At 73.4% G+C, this 17,072-nt stretch carries 17 protein-coding genes and 1 riboswitch; of the genes, 8 read left to right on the top strand and 9 right to left on the bottom strand.

The annotated features are described in order from the left end of the window. The first annotated feature begins 19 nt into the window (after positions 1 to 19). Complete coding sequence (gene pstB, locus EAD89_RS10575; protein WP_121653532.1) at positions 20 to 796, top strand: phosphate ABC transporter ATP-binding protein PstB; 777 nt, start codon at positions 20 to 22, stop codon at positions 794 to 796. A 157-nt stretch (positions 797 to 953) separates the two neighbouring features. Here pstB and EAD89_RS10580 read toward each other — a convergent pair whose 3' ends face one another. Continuing rightward, positions 954 to 1,787: an NUDIX domain-containing protein gene (locus tag EAD89_RS10580; protein WP_121675566.1), complete on the bottom strand. Its 834-nt coding sequence runs from the start codon at positions 1,785 to 1,787 to the stop codon at positions 954 to 956. 266 nt (positions 1,788 to 2,053) lie between these two features. Here EAD89_RS10580 and EAD89_RS10585 point away from each other — a divergent pair, with 266 nt between their 5' ends. Continuing rightward, positions 2,054 to 3,022, top strand: a complete 969-nt coding sequence (locus EAD89_RS10585; RefSeq protein ID WP_121653530.1) for a Gfo/Idh/MocA family protein — start codon at positions 2,054 to 2,056, stop codon at positions 3,020 to 3,022. A gap of 70 nt (positions 3,023 to 3,092) precedes the next feature. On the opposite strand, the gene EAD89_RS10590 is transcribed toward EAD89_RS10585, so the two are convergent. The 3 genes from EAD89_RS10590 to EAD89_RS10600 form a co-directional block, all read right to left on the bottom strand. Continuing rightward, entirely contained in the window at positions 3,093 to 4,100 is a 1,008-nt protein-coding gene (locus tag EAD89_RS10590; protein ID WP_121653604.1) for an inorganic phosphate transporter, read from the bottom strand. Between the two features lie 10 nt (positions 4,101 to 4,110). Further along, complete coding sequence (locus EAD89_RS10595; protein ID WP_121653529.1) at positions 4,111 to 4,737, bottom strand: DUF47 domain-containing protein; 627 nt, start codon at positions 4,735 to 4,737, stop codon at positions 4,111 to 4,113. A 128-nt stretch (positions 4,738 to 4,865) separates the two neighbouring features. Beyond that, complete coding sequence (locus EAD89_RS10600; protein WP_121675567.1) at positions 4,866 to 5,807, bottom strand: PPK2 family polyphosphate kinase; 942 nt, start codon at positions 5,805 to 5,807, stop codon at positions 4,866 to 4,868. Positions 5,808 to 5,946: 139 nt separating this feature from the next. Between EAD89_RS10600 and sigJ the strand changes: the two genes are divergently transcribed. Continuing rightward, positions 5,947 to 6,912, top strand: coding sequence for an RNA polymerase sigma factor SigJ (gene sigJ / locus EAD89_RS10605; protein ID WP_121675568.1), 966 nt, complete (start codon positions 5,947 to 5,949; stop codon positions 6,910 to 6,912). Between the two features lie 24 nt (positions 6,913 to 6,936). Here sigJ and EAD89_RS10610 read toward each other — a convergent pair whose 3' ends face one another. After that, positions 6,937 to 7,443 (bottom strand): DUF402 domain-containing protein, encoded by a 507-nt coding sequence (locus tag EAD89_RS10610; protein WP_121675569.1) that lies wholly within the window; start codon positions 7,441 to 7,443, stop codon positions 6,937 to 6,939. A 91-nt stretch (positions 7,444 to 7,534) separates the two neighbouring features. Between EAD89_RS10610 and EAD89_RS10615 the strand changes: the two genes are divergently transcribed. Then, entirely contained in the window at positions 7,535 to 9,724 is a 2,190-nt protein-coding gene (locus EAD89_RS10615) for an ATP-dependent DNA helicase (RefSeq protein WP_199733466.1), read from the top strand. A 14-nt stretch (positions 9,725 to 9,738) separates the two neighbouring features. Here EAD89_RS10615 and EAD89_RS10620 read toward each other — a convergent pair whose 3' ends face one another. Further along, positions 9,739 to 11,037: an AI-2E family transporter gene (locus tag EAD89_RS10620; RefSeq protein WP_121675603.1), complete on the bottom strand. Its 1,299-nt coding sequence runs from the start codon at positions 11,035 to 11,037 to the stop codon at positions 9,739 to 9,741. Between the two features lie 159 nt (positions 11,038 to 11,196). On the opposite strand from EAD89_RS10620, the gene EAD89_RS10625 reads away from it, so the two are divergent. Both EAD89_RS10625 and EAD89_RS30715 read left to right on the top strand, forming a co-directional pair. Then, the gene (locus EAD89_RS10625; protein ID WP_121653525.1) at positions 11,197 to 11,535 is read left to right on the top strand and encodes a co-chaperone GroES; all 339 of its coding nucleotides are present in this window, start codon (positions 11,197 to 11,199) and stop codon (positions 11,533 to 11,535) included. Positions 11,536 to 11,628: 93 nt separating this feature from the next. Next, the gene (locus EAD89_RS30715; RefSeq protein ID WP_199723342.1) at positions 11,629 to 11,796 is read left to right on the top strand and encodes a hypothetical protein; all 168 of its coding nucleotides are present in this window, start codon (positions 11,629 to 11,631) and stop codon (positions 11,794 to 11,796) included. A gap of 14 nt (positions 11,797 to 11,810) precedes the next feature. On the opposite strand, the gene EAD89_RS10630 is transcribed toward EAD89_RS30715, so the two are convergent. Further along, a complete protein-coding gene (locus tag EAD89_RS10630; RefSeq protein WP_121675571.1) occupies positions 11,811 to 13,289 on the bottom strand; it encodes a PrsW family intramembrane metalloprotease in 1,479 nt (492 codons plus the stop codon). 23 nt (positions 13,290 to 13,312) lie between these two features. Continuing rightward, positions 13,313 to 13,433, top strand: a riboswitch (SAM riboswitch). Between the two features lie 46 nt (positions 13,434 to 13,479). Here EAD89_RS10630 and EAD89_RS10635 point away from each other — a divergent pair. Next, positions 13,480 to 14,754, top strand: a complete 1,275-nt coding sequence (locus tag EAD89_RS10635; protein WP_121675572.1) for an aminotransferase class V-fold PLP-dependent enzyme — start codon at positions 13,480 to 13,482, stop codon at positions 14,752 to 14,754. Positions 14,755 to 14,802: 48 nt separating this feature from the next. Here EAD89_RS10635 and EAD89_RS10640 read toward each other — a convergent pair whose 3' ends face one another. Then, a complete protein-coding gene (locus EAD89_RS10640; RefSeq protein ID WP_233578485.1) occupies positions 14,803 to 16,005 on the bottom strand; it encodes an aromatic acid exporter family protein in 1,203 nt (400 codons plus the stop codon). A 140-nt stretch (positions 16,006 to 16,145) separates the two neighbouring features. Here EAD89_RS10640 and EAD89_RS10645 point away from each other — a divergent pair, with 140 nt between their 5' ends. After that, positions 16,146 to 16,802, top strand: coding sequence for a metal-dependent phosphohydrolase (locus tag EAD89_RS10645; RefSeq protein WP_199733467.1), 657 nt, complete (start codon positions 16,146 to 16,148; stop codon positions 16,800 to 16,802). On the opposite strand, the gene EAD89_RS10650 is transcribed toward EAD89_RS10645, so the two are convergent. After that, entirely contained in the window at positions 16,774 to 17,058 is a 285-nt protein-coding gene (locus tag EAD89_RS10650) for a DUF4031 domain-containing protein (RefSeq protein ID WP_121653521.1), read from the bottom strand. The genes EAD89_RS10645 and EAD89_RS10650 overlap by 29 nt on opposite strands. Positions 17,059 to 17,072 lie beyond the last annotated feature (14 nt).

The following is a 17,072-nucleotide window of genomic DNA, read 5'->3' on the forward strand; positions in this document are numbered from 1 at the left end:
CCCCGGAGGTACCACCACCATGGCCAAGCGTGTCGAAGCCTCGAACGTCACCGCCTACTACGGCGGCTTCAAGGCGATCGAGAACATCAACCTGACCGTCGAGCCGAAGACGGTCACCGCCCTGATCGGCCCGTCCGGCTGCGGCAAGTCCACCTTCCTGCGGTCGATCAACCGGATGCACGAGGTGCTGCCGGGTGCCCGGGTCGAGGGCAACCTGACCATCGACGACCAGGACATCTACGACCGGGACGTGGACGTCACCGCGGTCCGACGCATGATCGGCATGGTCTTCCAGCGGCCGAACCCGTTCCCCACCATGAGCATCTTCGAGAACGTGGTCGCCGGGCTGAAGCTCAACGGCGTGCGGCGCAAGTCGATCCTGGAGGAGGCGGCCGAGAAGGCGCTGCGCTCGGCGAACCTGTGGGACGAGGTCAAGGACCGGCTGGGCAAGCCCGGCGCGGGCCTCTCCGGCGGGCAGCAGCAGCGGCTCTGCATCGCCCGGACCATCGCCGTCGAGCCGCAGGTCGTGCTGATGGACGAGCCCTGCTCGGCCCTGGACCCGATCTCGACGCTGGCCATCGAGGACCTGATGTTCCAGCTGAAGGACAAGTTCACGATCATCATCGTGACGCACAACATGCAGCAGGCCGCTCGGGTGTCGGACCGGACCGCCTTCTTCTCGATCGAGAAGACCGGCGACCCGGGCCGGCTGATCGAGTACGACAACACGCAGAAGATCTTCAGCAACCCGAGCGTGAAGAAGACCGAGGACTACATCACCGGCCGCTTCGGCTGAGCCACTGGTTCCCGGTCCGTCACCGGCGTCCCGCCAACACGGCGTGGACGCCGGTCCCCTGTTCGGCGTCTCGCGCGCCGCGCGCCTCGCCCGCCGCCAGCGCGGTCAGCCGAGCACGGCAGGCAGCGCGGTCAGCCGAGCACGGCCGCCAGCGCGGTCAGCCGAGCACGAAGCGCGGCTCACCGTCGGGCGGCAGGTCCAGGCGCGGGGTGACGGGGGTGGCCGCGTCCCGGTCGGCCGACGCCCGCGCCACCCCGGCCAGGTCGCCCGCCGCCGCCACCTGGGCCAGCGTGACGAGGGTCGGCGGCAGCATGGTCAGCTCGCCCGCCTCGGCCCGGGCCAGCGCGTCCGCGGGGCGGATCCAGAGGGTGTGGTCGGCCTCGCCGGAGACGTCCCGGGTCCGCTGCCCCGCCGGCAGCAGGGCGACGAAGAAGTACGTGTCGAAGCGGCGCGGCTCGAACTCCGGGGTGATCCACCGGCTCCACGGCAGCAGCAGGTCCGACCGTAGCGTCAGCCCCCGTCCGGCGAGCAGGGCCGCGAAGCCCAGCCGGCGCCCCTCCAGATCCTGCCGGGCCGCCTCCCAGTCGTCGCCGCTCACGTCGCCCACCACGGTCCCCTGATCGGGGCCGGCGAGCAGCACCCCGGCCTCCTCGAAGACCTCCCGGGCGGCGGCGCAGACCACCGCCTGCGCGGCGTCCGGGGCCACCCCGAGCCGCTCCGACCACTCAGTCGGCGCCGGGCCGGCCCAGTCCAGGTGTGCGGCGGAGTCGGAGCGGTCCACGCCACCGCCGGGGAAGGCGTACATCCCGCCGAAGGTCATCGCGGCGACCCGGCGGATGACGTACACCTCGAAGTCGACGTCGGTCGGACGCAGCAGCAGCACGGTGGCCGCGACCCGGGGCACCGCCGGGGTGCCGCCCTCGGCCCGGAACCGGCGCGCGTGCTCGACCAGGGCGGCCGGGGCGGCGAAGCCGTCACTGTCGATCGTCATGTCGCGAGCCTAGTTCCCCGACCGTTCGGCCCCCGCCCGGCCGGTGTGCCGGTCGGCTCCGCTCGCACCGCCCTTTGCGCCGCTCCGTCCCACGCAACAGAAACGGCTGCCAACTGGTGCGTCCAGGTAAGCAGAGCAAAGGGGGACGCGCAGGGGTGGCCGGCCGGCCGGAGCGGCAGGGCGACCAGGACCGCACCGGGTCCCGACGGATGAGCCGGCGGCGGCCGGGCGAGGGGGCGTTCACCCGGCTCGGCTAGCGTGCCGGCATGACTCGTTGGGGCATCCTGGCCACCGGCCACATCGCCAGCCGTTTCGCCGAAGACCTCCGGCTGGTGCCGGACGCCGAACTTGTCGCGGTCGGCTCCCGCGCCGCGGACAGCGCGCAGCGCTTCGCCGACAAGCACGGCGCGAAGCGCGCCTACGGCTCCTGGGTGGAGTTGGCCGCCGACCCGGACGTCGACGTGATCTACGTGGCCACCCCGCACGCCGCGCACCACGAGGCGGCGATGACCTGCCTGACGGCCGGACGGGCGGTGCTGCTGGAGAAGCCGTTCACCCTCGACCTGGCCACCAGCACCGAACTGGTGGACACCGCCCGCGCCGCCGGGGTCTTCCTGATGGAGGCCATGTGGATGCGGACCAACCCGCTGATCCTTCGGGCGGTCGAGCTGATCGCCCAGGGGGCGATCGGCACGGTGAGCAGCGTCCGGGCCGACTTCGGGGTGTCCGGGCCCTTCCCGCCGGAGCACCGGATGCGCAACGCGGCACTGGGCGGGGGCGCCCTGCTGGACCTGGGGATCTACCCGATCAGCCTGGCTCACCTGCTGCTGGGCGTGCCGCAGCACATCCGGTCCTGGGCGCAGCTCGGCCCGGAGGGGACGGACGAGAACACCGGCATCCTGTTCGGCTACGACACCGGCGCGTTGGCCACGCTCAGCTGCGGCATGGTCGGGTTGAGCGGGCAGTCCGCAGCGATCACCGGCAGCAGCGGCCGGATCGAGCTGCCCGAGCCGTTCTTCCGGCCCGACTCGCTGACCCTGCACCGGGACGGCGCCGAGCCGGAGACGATCACCGCGGACACGACCGGCAACGGCTACCAGTACGAGGCGATCGAGGTGCAGCGCTGCCTGGCGGCCGGGCTGACCGAGAGCCCGCTGGTGCCGCACACCGTCACCCTCGAGGTGATGGCCCTGCTCGACGCCGTACGCGAGCAGATCGGCGTGCGGTACATCTGATGTCCCGAAGGAAAGGGCCCCTTGTCGACGATCGCGTCGACAAGGGGCCCTTTCGTCGTAGCCGGGTGGGTCAGCCGAAGAGCGGGCGGACCAGCAGGTAGGTGACGCAGGCGATCAGCGCGGCGGCCGGGAACGTGATGATCCAGGCGATCACGATGTTGCCGGCGACATTCCAGCGGACCGCGGAGAGCCGCTTGGTCGCGCCCACACCCATGATCGCCGAGGTGATCGTGTGGGTGGTGGAGATCGGCGCCTTGAGCACCAGGGCGTTGAAGTAGAGCACCGCACTGGCCACCGTCTCGGCGGCGAAGCCCTCCGGCGGCCCGAGGTCGATGATCTTGCGGCCGAGAGTGCGGATGATCCGCCAGCCGCCGGCGTACGTGCCGAGGGCCAGCATGGTCGCCGAGGTCCAGAACACCCAGCCCGGGATGTGCGTCTTGCTCTCCTGGAAGCCACCGGTGTAGAGCGCCAGCACCACGATGCCCATGGTCTTGGCCGCGTCCTGCATGCCGTGACCGACCGACATGGCCGCCGCCGAGGCGGTCTGCGCCCAGCGGAAGCCGCGGTTGAGCTTGCCCGGCTGCCCCTTCCGGAACAGCCAGAGGATGGCCAGCATCAGCAGGTAGCCCAGGGTGAGGCCGACGATCGGCGAGAGCACCATCGGCAGCAACACCTTCACCCCGATGTTGCCCCACTGCACGATGCCGCCGGTGGACAGCAGGGTCGCGCCGACCAGACCACCGAAGAGCGCGTGCGAGGACGACGAGGGCAGGCCGAAATACCAGGTGATCAGGTTCCAGGCGATGGCGCCGAGCACCCCGGCGAAGACCACCCCCAGGCTGCTCACGCCGGTGGGGAGCGTGACCAGGCCGTCGCCGACGGTCTTGGCCACCCCCGCGCCGAAGTGCGCGCCGATGAAGTTGCCCACCGCGGCGAGCAGCAGGGCGATCCGGGGTGTCAGCGCCCGGGTCGAGACACTTGTCGCGATCGCGTTGGCGGCGTCGTGGAAGCCGTTGGTGTAGTCGAACGCCAAGGCCACCCCGATCACCGCCAGCACGGCGATGAGTTCGGGAGTCAGTGTCACAGGATCAGGACTCCTTGACCGCGATGGTCTCGACCGTGTTGGCGACGTGCTCGAAGGCGTCACAGGCGGCCTCCAGCTCGTCGGCCACCTCCTTCATCTTCAGCACCGTCAACGCGTCGTACTCACCGGAGAAGAGGCGGACGAGCAGCTGCCGGTTGATCCGGTCGCCCTCGTTCTCCAGCCGGTTGCACTCGATCCAGTAGTCCTCGAGGTCCTTCATCGACTTCAGCCGGGGCATCGCGTCGGCGGTCAACTTGGCCTGCTGGTCGAGCACGTTCACCATCTCGTGCAGCTCGCGCGGCAGCGCCGGAAGCTCGGTCAGCCCGTAGAGGTAGAGCAGGTCGCCGACCGCCTCCAGGTGGTCCATCACGTCGTCGAGCAGCGAGCCGAGCCGGTAGATGTCCTCCCGGTCGAACGGCGTGATGAAGGTGGAGTTGATCTTCTTGTACAGCTCGTGGGTGATCTGGTCGCTGTCGTGCTCGACCTCGGTCAGCCGCTCGCTGACCGACTGCACGTCGACGCCGGGCAGGGCCAGCTCGTTCAGCAGCTCGGTGCCCCGGACCAGGTTCTGCGCGGCCCTGGTGAAGAGCTCGTAGAAGGCGCCCTCGGTGGGGCGGAAGGAAAACTTCACAGCACAGACCTCGTCGCGTCGGTGGAAGGGTTGCGGTACCCGTCGGGTGGTCGCTCGGTGAATGCTAGGAAACGCCAGAACCGCGAATTCGTCGGCCCACCCCTGGTCAAGCCTCATTCACCGGTCGTTCACCTGCTGTTCATCTCGGCCGTCCCATGCGCCACCGCTCCCCCAGCACGCAACCGTTCGCGCTCGCGGGCCACGTCGAAATCGGCAGGCGGATACCCCAGATCGAGGGTGTCGAACGTCTCTCGCAGCAGGTGGGCCACCGCCCAGTCCCGGTACCACTTCCGGTCCGCCGGCACCACGAACCACGGCGCGGCGTCCGTGCCGCACCGGCTCAGCGCCTCGGCGTACGCGGCCTGGTAGTCGTCCCAACGAGCCCGGGAGTCGACGTCCGAGGGGTTGTACTTCCAGTGCTTGCGGGGGTCCGTGAGCCGCTCCAGCAGCCGTTCGCCCTGCTCGGCGTACGAGATGTGCAGCATCACCTTGACCAGGGTCACCCCGTCCTCGACCAGCTCCTGCTCGAAGGAGTTGATTTCGTCATAGCGGGCCCGCCAGGTCGACTCCGGCACCAGCGAGCCGACCCGGGCGATCAGCACGTCCTCGTAGTGCGACCGGTTGAACATCCCCACGTACCCCGGCGGCGGCAGTGCCCTGCGGATCCGCCACAGGAAGTCGTGTCGCAGCTCCTGCGGGGTGGGCGGCCCGAACGAGCGGATGTGCAGGCCCAGCGGGTTCATGGCGCCGGCCACCCGCTTGATCGTGCCGTCCTTGCCGCCGCAGTCCATCGCCTGGAGCACCAGCAGCACCCGGTGCGCCGGCCGGTCCGAGCCGGCCTTGGCCATCGCGAAGAGCATCTCCTGCTGTTGGCCCAGCTCACCGCCGACCAGCTCCACCTGCGCGCGGGCCCAGGCCTTGCGGTGCTCGCCGGTCACCTCGGTCCCCGGCAGGCCGGGCGTGGACCGGGGGTCGATCCGCCCGAGATCCACCGGCGCGGTGACCCGCAGCAACGTCCGCACCGGGCCGCCGTCGGGCGCCACGATCTGCGCTTCCTGGGGTGCGCTCATCCTCGGATCATCGCCCACCCGCCGACGAACCGCCCGCCGAGCGCCGCCCCGTCACGGCGGGCGGTACGTTCGGGGCTGCCGGCGCGTCCGGTTGCCGGGAGGATGTGCGCGGCAGGCGCCGGCCGGGGAGAGGTGGCTCATGCGGGACCTGGCGACGGAGTTCGAGGCCGAGCGGGGCCGGCTGCTCGCGGTGGCCCACCGGATGCTGGGCAGCCGCAGCGAGGCCGAGGACGCGGTCCAGGAGACGTGGCTGCGTTACGCCGGTGCGCTCGCCGACCCGGCGGCACGCGCCGAGATCCGCGAGCTGTCCGCCTGGCTGACCACCACCTGCGCCCGGATCTGCCTGGATGTGCTCCGCTCGGCCCGGGTCCGGCGGGAGGCGTACCCCGGGCAGTGGCTGCCGGAGCCGGCGGTGCGCCCGGTGGGCGCCGCGGCGCCCACCGACGGGTACGCCCCCGACCCCGCGGAACGGGCGGTACGCACCGACCAGGTCGGCACGGCGCTGATGGTGGTGCTGGAGCGGCTCGCGCCGGAGCAGCGGGTCGCTCTCGTGCTGCACGACGTGTTCGCGGTGCCGTTCGCCCGGGTCGCCGACGTGCTCGGCACCACCGAGGTGGCCGCCCGGCAGCTCGCCTCGAGAGCACGGCGGGCGGTCACCGCACCGGACGTGCCCCGGCAGACGGCCGACCCGGCCGAGCAGCGGCGCGTGCTCGAAGCGTTCGTCGCCGCCACCGAGTCCGGCGAACTGGATCCACTGCTGCGGTTGCTCGCGCCGGACGTGGTTTTCATCGGCGACTCGGGCGGGCACTTCCCGGCGGCCCGTCGGCCGGTGGTCGGCGCGGAAGCGGTGGGTCGCTTCACGCTCGGCCTGTTCGGCCGGGCCGGCCGGTACGCCCACCGGGTGCTGGCGCGGCCGGTGCTGGTCGACGGTGTGCTCGGCCTCCAGTTGGAGACGCTGCACACCGACGGCCGGCCGATCCGCATGGTCACCGCGTTCGCCGTGCACGAGGGCCGGATCACCGGCATGTTCAACCAGCTCAACCCGGAGAAGCTGACCGAGGTGCCGCCGTTGGGCGACGACGACCGGTGGCCGCCGCGCTGGTGAGCCGGCCGGTCGGGCGCCGCGGGCTCAGACCACCAGGGCCAGCCACTTGCGGTACGAGGTGGCGAACGGCTCGGTGCCGTCGCCGAGCGCGCCGAACAGCCAGCGGGCCGCCGCCTCGGCCTCGACGACCACGTCCTCCGGGTAGCCGTACCGGGCGCGGTGCTCGGCGAACTCGTCCTCGTCGAGCAGCTCCACCAGCCCGGTGGCCCGGCGTCGGACCACGTCCAGATCCAGGTCGATCAGGTGGACGATGTCGTCGGACTCCCAGTGGGCCGGGGTGGCGATGTCGCAGTAGACCTCGCTGGTCCGCGGCGGCGGGTTGAACATTCCCGTCCACCACGCGTGGTGCGGCACCAGCAGGACGAACGGGATCTTCTCCACCGACGGGCGGCCGTGGTAGACCGACTCGGTGCCGGCCGGCACGCCGAGCCAGATGCCGAGGTCGTCCTCGGCGAGCCGGCGGGCCGGGTAGTCACGGTGGGCGCTGCCGTCGTACTTGCGGTAGATCACTCGGGCCACGTCGCTCGGCATGATTCGCACCCTAACCGATACTGCCCACGCGTCGTAGCGCGGTCGTAACCGGACGCTGCCGGACCCGCCCGGCGCCGCGCCACGCGGGCGGATGGGCTCAGCCCGTGTCGGCTGCGGCGGGTACCGTCGCACGGTGACTCCGCCCCGCACCGCCACCGGTTCCGCCACCCCGTCGGCCCGTGCCGGTAGCCGGCGACGGGGTGCCCGGCCCAGCGGGGCCGAGCTGCTCGCGGCGGCGGTCGGCGCGGTGCCCGGCGGCGCGGCGCGCCCCGGCCAGCAGGAGATGACCACCGCGATCGAGGAGTGCGTGACCACCGGCGAGCACCTGCTCGTCCAGGCGGGCACCGGCACCGGCAAGTCGCTGGCGTATCTCGCGCCGGCGCTGACCGTGGACGGCCCGGTGGTGGTCTCCACCGCCACCCTGGCGTTGCAGTCCCAGCTGGTCGACCACGACCTGCCCCGGATGGCCGACGCGGTCGAGCCGCTCCTCGGCCGCCGGCCCACCTTCGCGGTGCTCAAGGGCCGCCACCACTACCTCTGCCTGGCCCGGCTGGACAACTCCACCGCCGAGGAGCCGGAGGACACGCTCTTCGACGCCCCGGCCGCCCGCCCGGGCGGCGGGACGAAGTGGCTCGGCGAGGCGGGCCGGATGGGCAAGCAGATCGAGCGGCTGCGCGACTGGGCCGAACGGACCGCCACCGGCGACCGCGACGAACTGGACCCGGGGGTCGACGACCAGGCCTGGCGGTTGGTGTCGATGCCGGCCCGGGAGTGCGTCGGGGCGACTCGCTGCCCGTTCGGGGCGGAGTGCTTCGCCGAGGCGTCCCGGGCCCGGGCCCGCGAGGCGGACATCGTGGTGACCAACCACAGCCTGCTCGCCGTCGACATGCTGGCCGACCGGCACATCGTGCCGCCGCACAAGCTGCTGATCGTGGACGAGGCACACGAGCTGGCCGACCGGGTCTCGTCGGCGGCACAGGCGGAACTGGTGCCGGAGTTGATCGACCGGTCCACCCGGCGGGCCCGCCCGCTGCTGCGGCCGGAGACCGCCGAGGCGCTCACCGCCGCCGGCGACGCCCTCGCGGTCGGGCTGGCCGAAGCGCCCGCGGGGCGTCTCACCGCCGGGCTGCCGACGCCGTTGCGGGAGGCGTGCACGCTGCTCGACGCGGCCACCCGCGCCGCGCTGGACGCGATCGGCGAGGTCAAGTCCGACGATCCCGATCCGGTCCGCAAGCAGCAGGCCAAGGCGGTGCTGGACGAGCTCTCCACGACCGCGCAGCGGCTGCTGGAGGAGGCCGACCACGACGTGGCCTGGGTGGAGAAGAACGACAGCGGCAGCCGGCGGGCGCTGGTGGTCGCGCCGCTGTCGGTGGCCGGCACCCTCGCCACCCACCTGTACGACGAACGCACCGTGGTCGCCACGTCCGCCACCCTGGCGCTGGGTGGCCGGTTCGACACGGTGGCCCGCGCTCTCGGGTTGGACGCGCCGCCGGTCCCGGCGTCCCCGGCCGCCGCCTCGCTGGCCGCCCGCACCGGCCCGGGCCGCCCGGCGGCCGAGACGCCGGGCCGCCGGCTGGCCGACGCCGCCACCGTCCCGGCGACCGAGGGCCCGGGGTGGCGCTCCCTGGATGTGGGGTCGCCGTTCGACTACGCCCGGCAGGGCATCCTGTACGTCGCGGCGCACCTGCCCCGGCCCAGCGTCTCCGGGCTCCCCGAGGCGGCCGGGGAGGAGCTGCTCGCGCTGGTCGAGGCGCTCGGTGGTCGTACTCTCGGGCTCTTCTCGTCCCGGCGGGCCGCGCAGCAGGCGGCGGAGCTGCTGCGCGCGCGGACCGACCTGCCGGTGCTGTTGCAGGGCGAGGAGGCGCTGCCGCTGCTGGTCCGCCGCTTCCGCGAGGAGCGCTCCAGCTGCCTGTTCGGGGTGATGTCGCTCTGGCAGGGGGTGGACGTGCCGGGCGACGCCTGTCAGCTCGTGGTCATCGACCGGCTGCCCTTTCCGCGGCCGGACGAGCCGCTGGCGGCGGCGCGCGCGGCAGCCGTGGACGCGGGCGGCGGCTCGGGCTTCGCGGCGGTCAGCGTGCCGATCGCGGCGGTCCGGCTGGCGCAGGGCGTGGGCCGGTTGATCCGGGCGACCGGTGACCGGGGGGTGGTCGCGGTGCTCGACTCCCGGCTGGAGACCGCCCGCGGCTACGGGCCCTTCCTGCGTCGCTCGCTGCCGCCGTTCTGGTACACCACCCGTCCCGAGGTGGCCCGCGGCGCGCTGCAACGCCTCGCCGGCACCTGACCGCCGGCCGCGGGTCAGGGAGCCTGCGCGGCGACCACCACGGCGTCGGGAGGGGTGTCCGGGACCGTCCGGGCGGCCAGCCGGCGGACCGCGGTGTTCAGCACCGCGATCAGCGGCACGGACACCAGCGCGCCGGTGATCCCGGCGAGCACCACCCCGGCGGCGATACCGATGATCACCGCGAGCGGGTGGATGGCCACCGCCCGGCCCATGATCAGCGGCTGGAGCACGTGCCCCTCCACCTGCTGCACGCCGATCACCGCGCCCAGGATGATCAACGCGGTGACCGGGCCGCTGTCGACGAGCGCCACCAGCACCGCCACGCCACCGGAGAGCGCCGCACCGACGATCGGGATGAACGCGCCGAGGAAGACCAGCGCGGCCAGCGGGAAGGCGAACGGGACGTCGAAGACGACCAGGAAGATGCCGATGCCCACCGCGTCGATGAAGGCCACCAGCACGGTCGCCCGGACGTAGGCGCCGAGCGTGTGCCAGGACGCGCGGCCGGCGTCATCGACCTTCCACCGGGCGGCCACCGGCAGCAGCCGGACCAGGAAGCGCCAGATCCGGTTGCCGTCGCGCAGGAAGAAGAACGTCGCGAAGAGCACCAGCAGCGTGCCGGTCAGCACCTCCGCCAGCGTCGCCGCGGTGCTCAGCGCCCCGCTGGTGAGGTCCGAGGTGTTGGAGTTGATCCAATCCTGCGCCTCGTCGATGTAGCGGTCGAGCTGGGTGTCGGAGAGATGCAGCGGGCCCGTCTTCAGCCAGTTCTGGATCTGCCGGACGCCCTGCGAGGACTTCTCGCTCAGCTCCGGCGCCCCCCGGATGAACTCGTTGACCACCAGGGTCAGCGTGCCGATCACCCCGGCCAAGCCCCCGACCAGCACCACGGCCGTCGCCAGCGACCGGGGCAGCCGGGCCCGCAGCAGCCAGCCCACCGCCGGTGCGAGCAACGCCGAGAGCAGCAGGGCGATGGCCAGCGGAATGATCACGATCTTGATGGTGCCGACGATCCGGAGCAGCGCCCAGGCCACCACGCCGATCACGATCAGCCGCCAGCACCACGCGGCGGCGATCCGCAGCCCGTGCGGAACGTCGGCGTCGTCCCGGCTGGAGGTCGAGCTGTGCAGGTCCGCCGGGGGTTGCGCACCGACGACCGTGGCCGACGGCGGCGCGACCGGCCCCGGCACGGCGGGCGAGGCCACCCGGGCCGGCTCCGAGTCGTCGCTCGACACGCTCCGATTGGCGCGCACCGACTCCCGTCCCGACTGATAGGCGCGGCGGAGCCGCCCGCGTACCCGCTCGAAGCGGCTCAAGCGCACCTCCTGGCAGAGAACCGGTCCGCCCACAGCGACAGGGCGGACAGCTTACGTCCGCTCCCGACACCATAGGGCAGTTCCGCCACACATTGCCCCGACCGCCTCGTGCGTAACCACCGTCGGGCCGGCCGTCGGCCACACGGTAGCGTCTGCGACGTGACCGCCGACCAGGATCTCGACACCGGTTTGCCGATCCGCCTGCTGCACGACCGCGTGCTGGTGCGGATGGAGGGCAGCGAGGGCGAGCGCCGCTCCACCGCCGGCATCGTCATCCCGGCGACCGCCGCGGTCGGCAAGCGCCTCGCCTGGGCCACCGCCGTCGGAGTCGGTCCGAACGTCCGCGCCATCGTCTCCGGCGACCGGGTGCTCTTCGACCCGGACGACCGCTCCGAGGTCGAGCTGCACGGCCGCGGGTACGTGCTGCTGCGGGAGCGGGACGTGCACGCCGTGGCCGCCGAACGGATCGAGAACGACTCCACCGGCCTCTACCTCTGACGCGCCTCCCCCGGCCACCGCGCCCCACCGCGCGCCGTTTGCCAGGCCGCACGAAGGGAAGCCATCCGGCGACCGTGGCCCTGGGGAGGGACGATGCCGGTATTCGTGAAGAAGCTGTTGGCCTGGGGCAGCGTCGCGTTCCTGATCTACTTCATGGCGTTCCGGCCGGACGGCGCCGCGCAGATGTTCAAGGCGATCGGGGCCGCGCTGATGGCGATGGCCCAGGGCCTCGGTGACTTCCTCACCACCCTGATGACCTGAGCCGCCGCCGGCCGTCACTGGTGACGGGGCGGCCAGGGCGCCCCCGGCGGAGGGCCGTACCAGCCCTGCGGGGCGTATCCCACCTGAGGCGGCGGCGCGGCCAGCACCACCGGGATCGGCACCACCGGCTCCTCCGGCGCGGCCACCGGACGCTGCGAGCCGTCCGGGAAGCGCAGGTGGTAGCGGCTGCCGTCCCAGACCCCGGCCGGGGCCTGCGGGTCCCGCCCCACGAAGAACGACCGGTACGCGGTGATCGCCTCCAGCAGCTGCCGCTCCTCGGTGGCCGTCCGTTCCCGGTCGGCGGGCTTGCGGTCCAGACCGCGCAGCGACCCGTCGCGCAGCAGGGCCAGCCGGGTCGCTGCGAACTGGTACCCGCGCATCGCCCGCACCCCGGCGTCCCCGGCCACCCGGCGTGCCCAACTGCGGGCCGCGTGCCGGCGACCGAGGCTGCTCAACGCGGCCACCTCGGGCGGGCTCAGCCAGCCGGCGCGCACGTAGTCCGGCAACGTCCGCTCGGTGAGCCGGCCCTCCCACGCGCGCAGCCAGACAGCCAGCCCCACCATGCCGAAGAAGATCGGCACCATCAGGCCCAGGAAGCCGTACAGCATGATCAGCGCCTCGCCGGTGGCCTGGGTGAGCGTCGGCAGGAGGTTCCAGGTGCCGTGCAGCATCATCGCCAGCAGCAGACCGGCGACCGGGGCGAGCACCCGTACGCGCCGGTCGGCGGTACGGGCCGCGACACCGAGCCCCACACCGGTCATCGAGGTGAACAGCGGATGGGCGAACCCGAACAGCAGGATCCGGACGATGAAGATGGCGATGACCTGCTGGGTGCCCGTCGCCGGGCCGTACCGGTCGGCGCCGGTCGCGTAGCCGTACCCGCCCAGGTAGAGGATGTTCTCCACCATGGCGAACCCGACCGCGGAGAGCCCGCAGTAGACCAGGCCGTCGGTGATCCCGGACCACTCCCGGCGACGGAACACCAGCAGCAGGATCGGGCCGAGGGCCTTGGTCAGCTCCTCGATGAACGGCGCCACCAGCACCCCGGTCAGCGCGGCCGGCAGCCCCCAGTCGGCGAACCGGCCGGCGGCGAACTCGTTCACGGTGAGCGAGGCGGCGGTGGAGACGAACGCCCCCCAGGCGAAACAGAAGATCAGATACTTCAGCGGCTCCGGCTCGTACCGGTCCAGCCAGAGGAAGCAGGCGACCAGCACCGGCACCGGCAGGATGGCGGCGACCACCCCGATCAGCAGTGCCCGTACGCCGAGCGACTGGCCGAGCGTGAAGACCATGAACACCGCGCACCCGGCGATGAACAGCACCACCCCGGCGAGCACCAGGAACCGCCGCCAGCCCAGGCGGCGTAGCGGCATCCGGGGCGCCTCGCCGGTGGACGGGGCTGCGGGCGCGGGCGGCGACGGCAGGGGTGCACCGGGCGGGGTGTCGGCCATGCGGTCAGCGTAGCCATCCGCCGCCGGCTGGTCCGGGCCCATTGGCAGCCGCTATGCTGCCGACAGGTCACGAGCGCCAGCGTCAAGCCCCGGCTTGCTGGCCGGCAACCCTCGTCGAGTTCGCGGTGGGGTGCCCCGGGTGATGACCGGGCCCAGCCCGATCGGCGTGCTGGGCAAGCGCGGACCCCGTCCGGACATCGCACCCGGGGTCCCTGACCCCGGAGGTTCCGGCGTGTCCGTCACCCTCGTACCCTCGCTGCCCACCCGGCCCGTCAGCGCGCCCGCGCCGGCCCCGTCGCGGCCGCTCGACGTGCTCGGCGTACCGGGCGAGATCAACCTGGACTACGCGGCCAGCGCGCCGTGCGCGCGGGCCGCCGCCGACGCGGTGGCCGAGCTGCTGCCCTGGTACGCGAGCGTGCACCGCGGCGCGGGAGCGCTGTCCCGGCGCTGCACGCTGGCCTACGAGCGGGCCCGGCAGACGGTGGGCGACTTCTTCGGCGCGCGCGCCGACGACCACGTGATCTTCACCCGCAACACGACGGACGCGCTCAACCTGCTGGCGCGGGCGGTGCCCGCCGGCACGACGGTGGTCACCTTCGCGGGCGAGCACCACGCCAACCTGCTGCCCTGGCCACGCGGCTCGGTACGGCTGCCGGTGCCCAGCGATCCCGCCGAGGCGGTACGCGCCCTCGCCGCCGCCCTCACCGAGCTGCGCCGGGACAGCAACGCGGCACTGCCGGTGCTGGTCGCGGTGACCGGGGCGAGCAACGTGACCGGTGAGCGCTGGCCGGTCGCCGAGCTGGCCCGGGTGGCCCACCGGCACGGGGCGCGGATCGTCCTCGACGCCGCCCAGCTCGCCCCGCACGTCCCGGTCGACGTGCTCGCGCTCGACGTGGACTACCTGGCCGTCTCCGGCCACAAGCTGTACGCGCCGTTCGGCGCGGGCGTGCTGGTCGGCCGGGCCGACTGGCTGGACGCCGCTGCGCCGTACCTGGCCGGTGGTGGCGCCACCAGCCACGTCGGGCCGGCCACGCACGACGTGACCTGGGTGACCGGCCCGGCCCGGCACGAGGGCGGCACGCCGAACCTGCTCGGCGCGGTGGCGCTGGCCGCGGTGTGCGAGGCGCTGGCCGGGGCGGACCGGGCGGCGCTGGCCGCCACCGAGCAGGAGCTGCTGGGCCGGCTGCGGGCCGGTATCGCGGCCCTGCCGCACGTGGTGGAGCTGCGCACCTTCGGCCCGGACGCGCCGCGCGTCGGCATCGTCTCGTTCGTGGTCGCCGGGTGGGACTCGGCCGAGGTGGCCGCCCGGCTGGCCGTCGATCACCGGATCGGCGTACGGGACGGTTTGTTCTGTGCCCACCCGCTGGCTCGGCGGCTGCTGACCGAGGCGGCGGGGCGCACCGGCCGGCGGGACCTGCCGCCCACCGCGCTGCGCGCCAGCATCGGCCTGGGCAGCACCTCCGCTCAGGTGGACCGGCTGCTCGCCGCCCTCGCCACGCTGGGTTGAGCCGGGACGGCCGGCGCAGCGGCTGAGCCGGGACGGCGGGCGGCGTGGTCAGCCGACCGGTGGGGCGGTGGGGGGTTTCGGCGAGTCGCCCGGCTCGGCCGGCTCACCGATTGGCCGCTCCTGCTCCCCGAAGGAGGTGCGGATGCACCGGTTCGCCTCCTCCTGCTCGATCCCGGAGGCCACCAGCAGGTCACTCGCCGTGGTGCGGATCTGGGCGACCACCACACTGCCCGAGAAGCCGACCCCGGCGCCGTACGCCCGACCGGCCTCGCTGACCGCCCGCAGCGCCCTCTCGCGGGCCTTCTCCGGCTCCTCCCCCACGGCGAACTCGTGCTTGAGCAACCGGACCGACTCGGCGAGGTGGTTCATCGCGTCCGGCATGGGATCCGGCACCGGTTCCTCGTCCTCGATCAGCGTGACGGACCGGCGGATCAACGTGCCGGTGTTGCGCATCGCCCGGTCGATCGGGTCCGCCGCCTCCGCGTAGTGGGTCAGCTCGTCGCGCCGGTGCCAGCGGGCCGGGGAGAGGGTGGCGGTCTCCTTCGCACCCTCGATCGCCTCGGCCAGGGTGGCCAGCTCCTCCTTGTTGTTCCGCAGCCGTTCCAGCGCCTGCTGGACCGTGGCGCGGTCCCGGTTGCGCAGCCCGTCGGCGGTGGCGTCGAGCTGGGCGGCGAGCAGGTCCAGCGCCGGCCGGGCGGCGCGATTGATCACCCGGAGCGGGTTCAGCGGCAGCAGCACCGCCGTCACCAGCAGCGCGACCCCACCGCCGAGGAACGCGTCGACGAAGCGGGGAATCTCCAGGTTCTGGGTCGACGGGCTCAGCGTCACGATCAGCACCGCCGTGGCCGCCGCCTGGATGACGATGGCCACGCTGGCCCCGGCGAAGATGGTGAGCAGGATCGCCACCGTGACCACCAGGCCGAGCTGCCACGCGCCGGTGCCGAGCAGGTAGATCAGGAAATCGCCGATGGCCACCCCGATGCCCACCCCGGCGATCAGCTCCACGGTCCGGCGGAACCGCTGGCCGACCGAGGCCGCCAGGGTGCCGACCGCGGAGATCGGCGCGAAGACCGGCTGCGGGTTGCCGAGCAGCCGGTGCGAGATGAAGTACGCCAGCCCTGCGGCGAGCCCGGCCTGCACCGCTAGCCCGCCGGCCATCCGCACCCGGTGCAGCCGGTCGTGCAGGGTTGCCTTGCTGCGATGCCGCAGTTCCTCGGTGGCCTCGGCGATCCGTGCGCCGTCGACGTCCACCAGCCCTTCACGCAGCGCGGTACGCCGCACCAACGGAGCTCTTTTGTCCCGGGCCACGGCCATGGGCGCGACTACCCGAGGCGGGCCCGCTGAATCCTCCCGATCCGCGCCGCGACGGCCGGATGCGGCAGACTCGGACGATGGCCGATCTGCTGGACCGGTGGCGGGCGGCAGCCCGGGGCGCCGGGGCGAAGCCCGGCGCGGGCTCGACGCGGGCCGGGGAGCAGCTGCTCGCCCGATGGCGGGAGCCGCACCGGCACTATCACACGGTTGCCCACCTGACCGCCGTCCTCGACGTGGTGGACCGGCACGCCGCGCTGGCCGACCGGGCCGACCTGGTCCGGCTGGCGGCCTGGTGCCACGACGCGGTGTACGACCCGCGGGCGGCGGGCGACGCCAACGAACGGGACAGTGCCACGCTGGCCGCGAGCGTGCTCGCCGGGCTCGGCGTGCCGGCGCCCGCGCTGGCCGAGGTGCGGCGGCTGGTGCTGCTCACCGCCGGTCACGCCGTGGCGCCGGGCGACCGGGACGGCGCCCTGCTCTGCGACGCGGACCTCGCCGTGCTGGGCGCGGCGCCGGCCGCGTACGACCGCTACGCGGCCGCCGTCCGGCAGGAGTACGCGCACGTGCCGGAGCCGGCCTTCCGGGCCGGGCGGGCCGCGGTGCTCACCGGGCTGCTGGCGCTGCCCGCGCTGTTCCGGCTGCCGCCGCTGGCGAGCCGCTGGGAACAGCCGGCCCGGGCCAACCTGCGCCGCGAGCTGGCCACGCTCACCGAACCGCCGGTGGGCGCGGGCTGACCAGGTGCTTCGGGCGACGCAGGCCGGCGTCGCGGAGCAACCGGACCAGCTCCCGGCTCGGCACCACGCGCGCCCCGAGCCACACCGCCGCCGCGAACCGGTCGGCCGGGATGTCGTAGTGGTCGCGGTCGAAACCGCGCCGGGGGGCGCCCAGCGCCTCCGCGAAGGCGTGCAGCTCGGCGTACGACACGTCGCTGATCAGGTGTGACCAGAGCCGACCGCGCCACGGCCAGGCAGGCCGGTCCAGGTAGAGCATGGTGCCAAGCTAGC

The organism is Micromonospora sp. BL4, from assembly GCF_003667505.1.
Taxonomy (GTDB): Bacteria; Actinomycetota; Actinomycetes; order Mycobacteriales; family Micromonosporaceae; genus Micromonospora.

Coding starts and splice junctions, on each gene's coding strand:
- EAD89_RS30715 (WP_199723342.1), top strand. CDS start 11,629: ATGCCGGTATTCGTGAAGAAGCTGTTGGCCTGGGGCAGCGTCGCGTTC.
- sigJ (WP_121675568.1), top strand. CDS start 5,947: ATGCGGGACCTGGCGACGGAGTTCGAGGCCGAGCGGGGCCGGCTGCTC.
- EAD89_RS10580 (WP_121675566.1), bottom strand. CDS start 1,787: ATGACGATCGACAGTGACGGCTTCGCCGCCCCGGCCGCCCTGGTCGAG.
- EAD89_RS10630 (WP_121675571.1), bottom strand. CDS start 13,289: ATGGGCCCGGACCAGCCGGCGGCGGATGGCTACGCTGACCGCATGGCC.
- EAD89_RS10585 (WP_121653530.1), top strand. CDS start 2,054: ATGACTCGTTGGGGCATCCTGGCCACCGGCCACATCGCCAGCCGTTTC.
- EAD89_RS10600 (WP_121675567.1), bottom strand. CDS start 5,807: ATGAGCGCACCCCAGGAAGCGCAGATCGTGGCGCCCGACGGCGGCCCG.
- EAD89_RS10645 (WP_199733467.1), top strand. CDS start 16,146: ATGGCCGATCTGCTGGACCGGTGGCGGGCGGCAGCCCGGGGCGCCGGG.
- EAD89_RS10650 (WP_121653521.1), bottom strand. CDS start 17,058: ATGCTCTACCTGGACCGGCCTGCCTGGCCGTGGCGCGGTCGGCTCTGG.
- EAD89_RS10615 (WP_199733466.1), top strand. CDS start 7,535: ATGGGCTCAGCCCGTGTCGGCTGCGGCGGGTACCGTCGCACGGTGACT.
- pstB (WP_121653532.1), top strand. CDS start 20: ATGGCCAAGCGTGTCGAAGCCTCGAACGTCACCGCCTACTACGGCGGC.
- EAD89_RS10610 (WP_121675569.1), bottom strand. CDS start 7,443: ATGCCGAGCGACGTGGCCCGAGTGATCTACCGCAAGTACGACGGCAGC.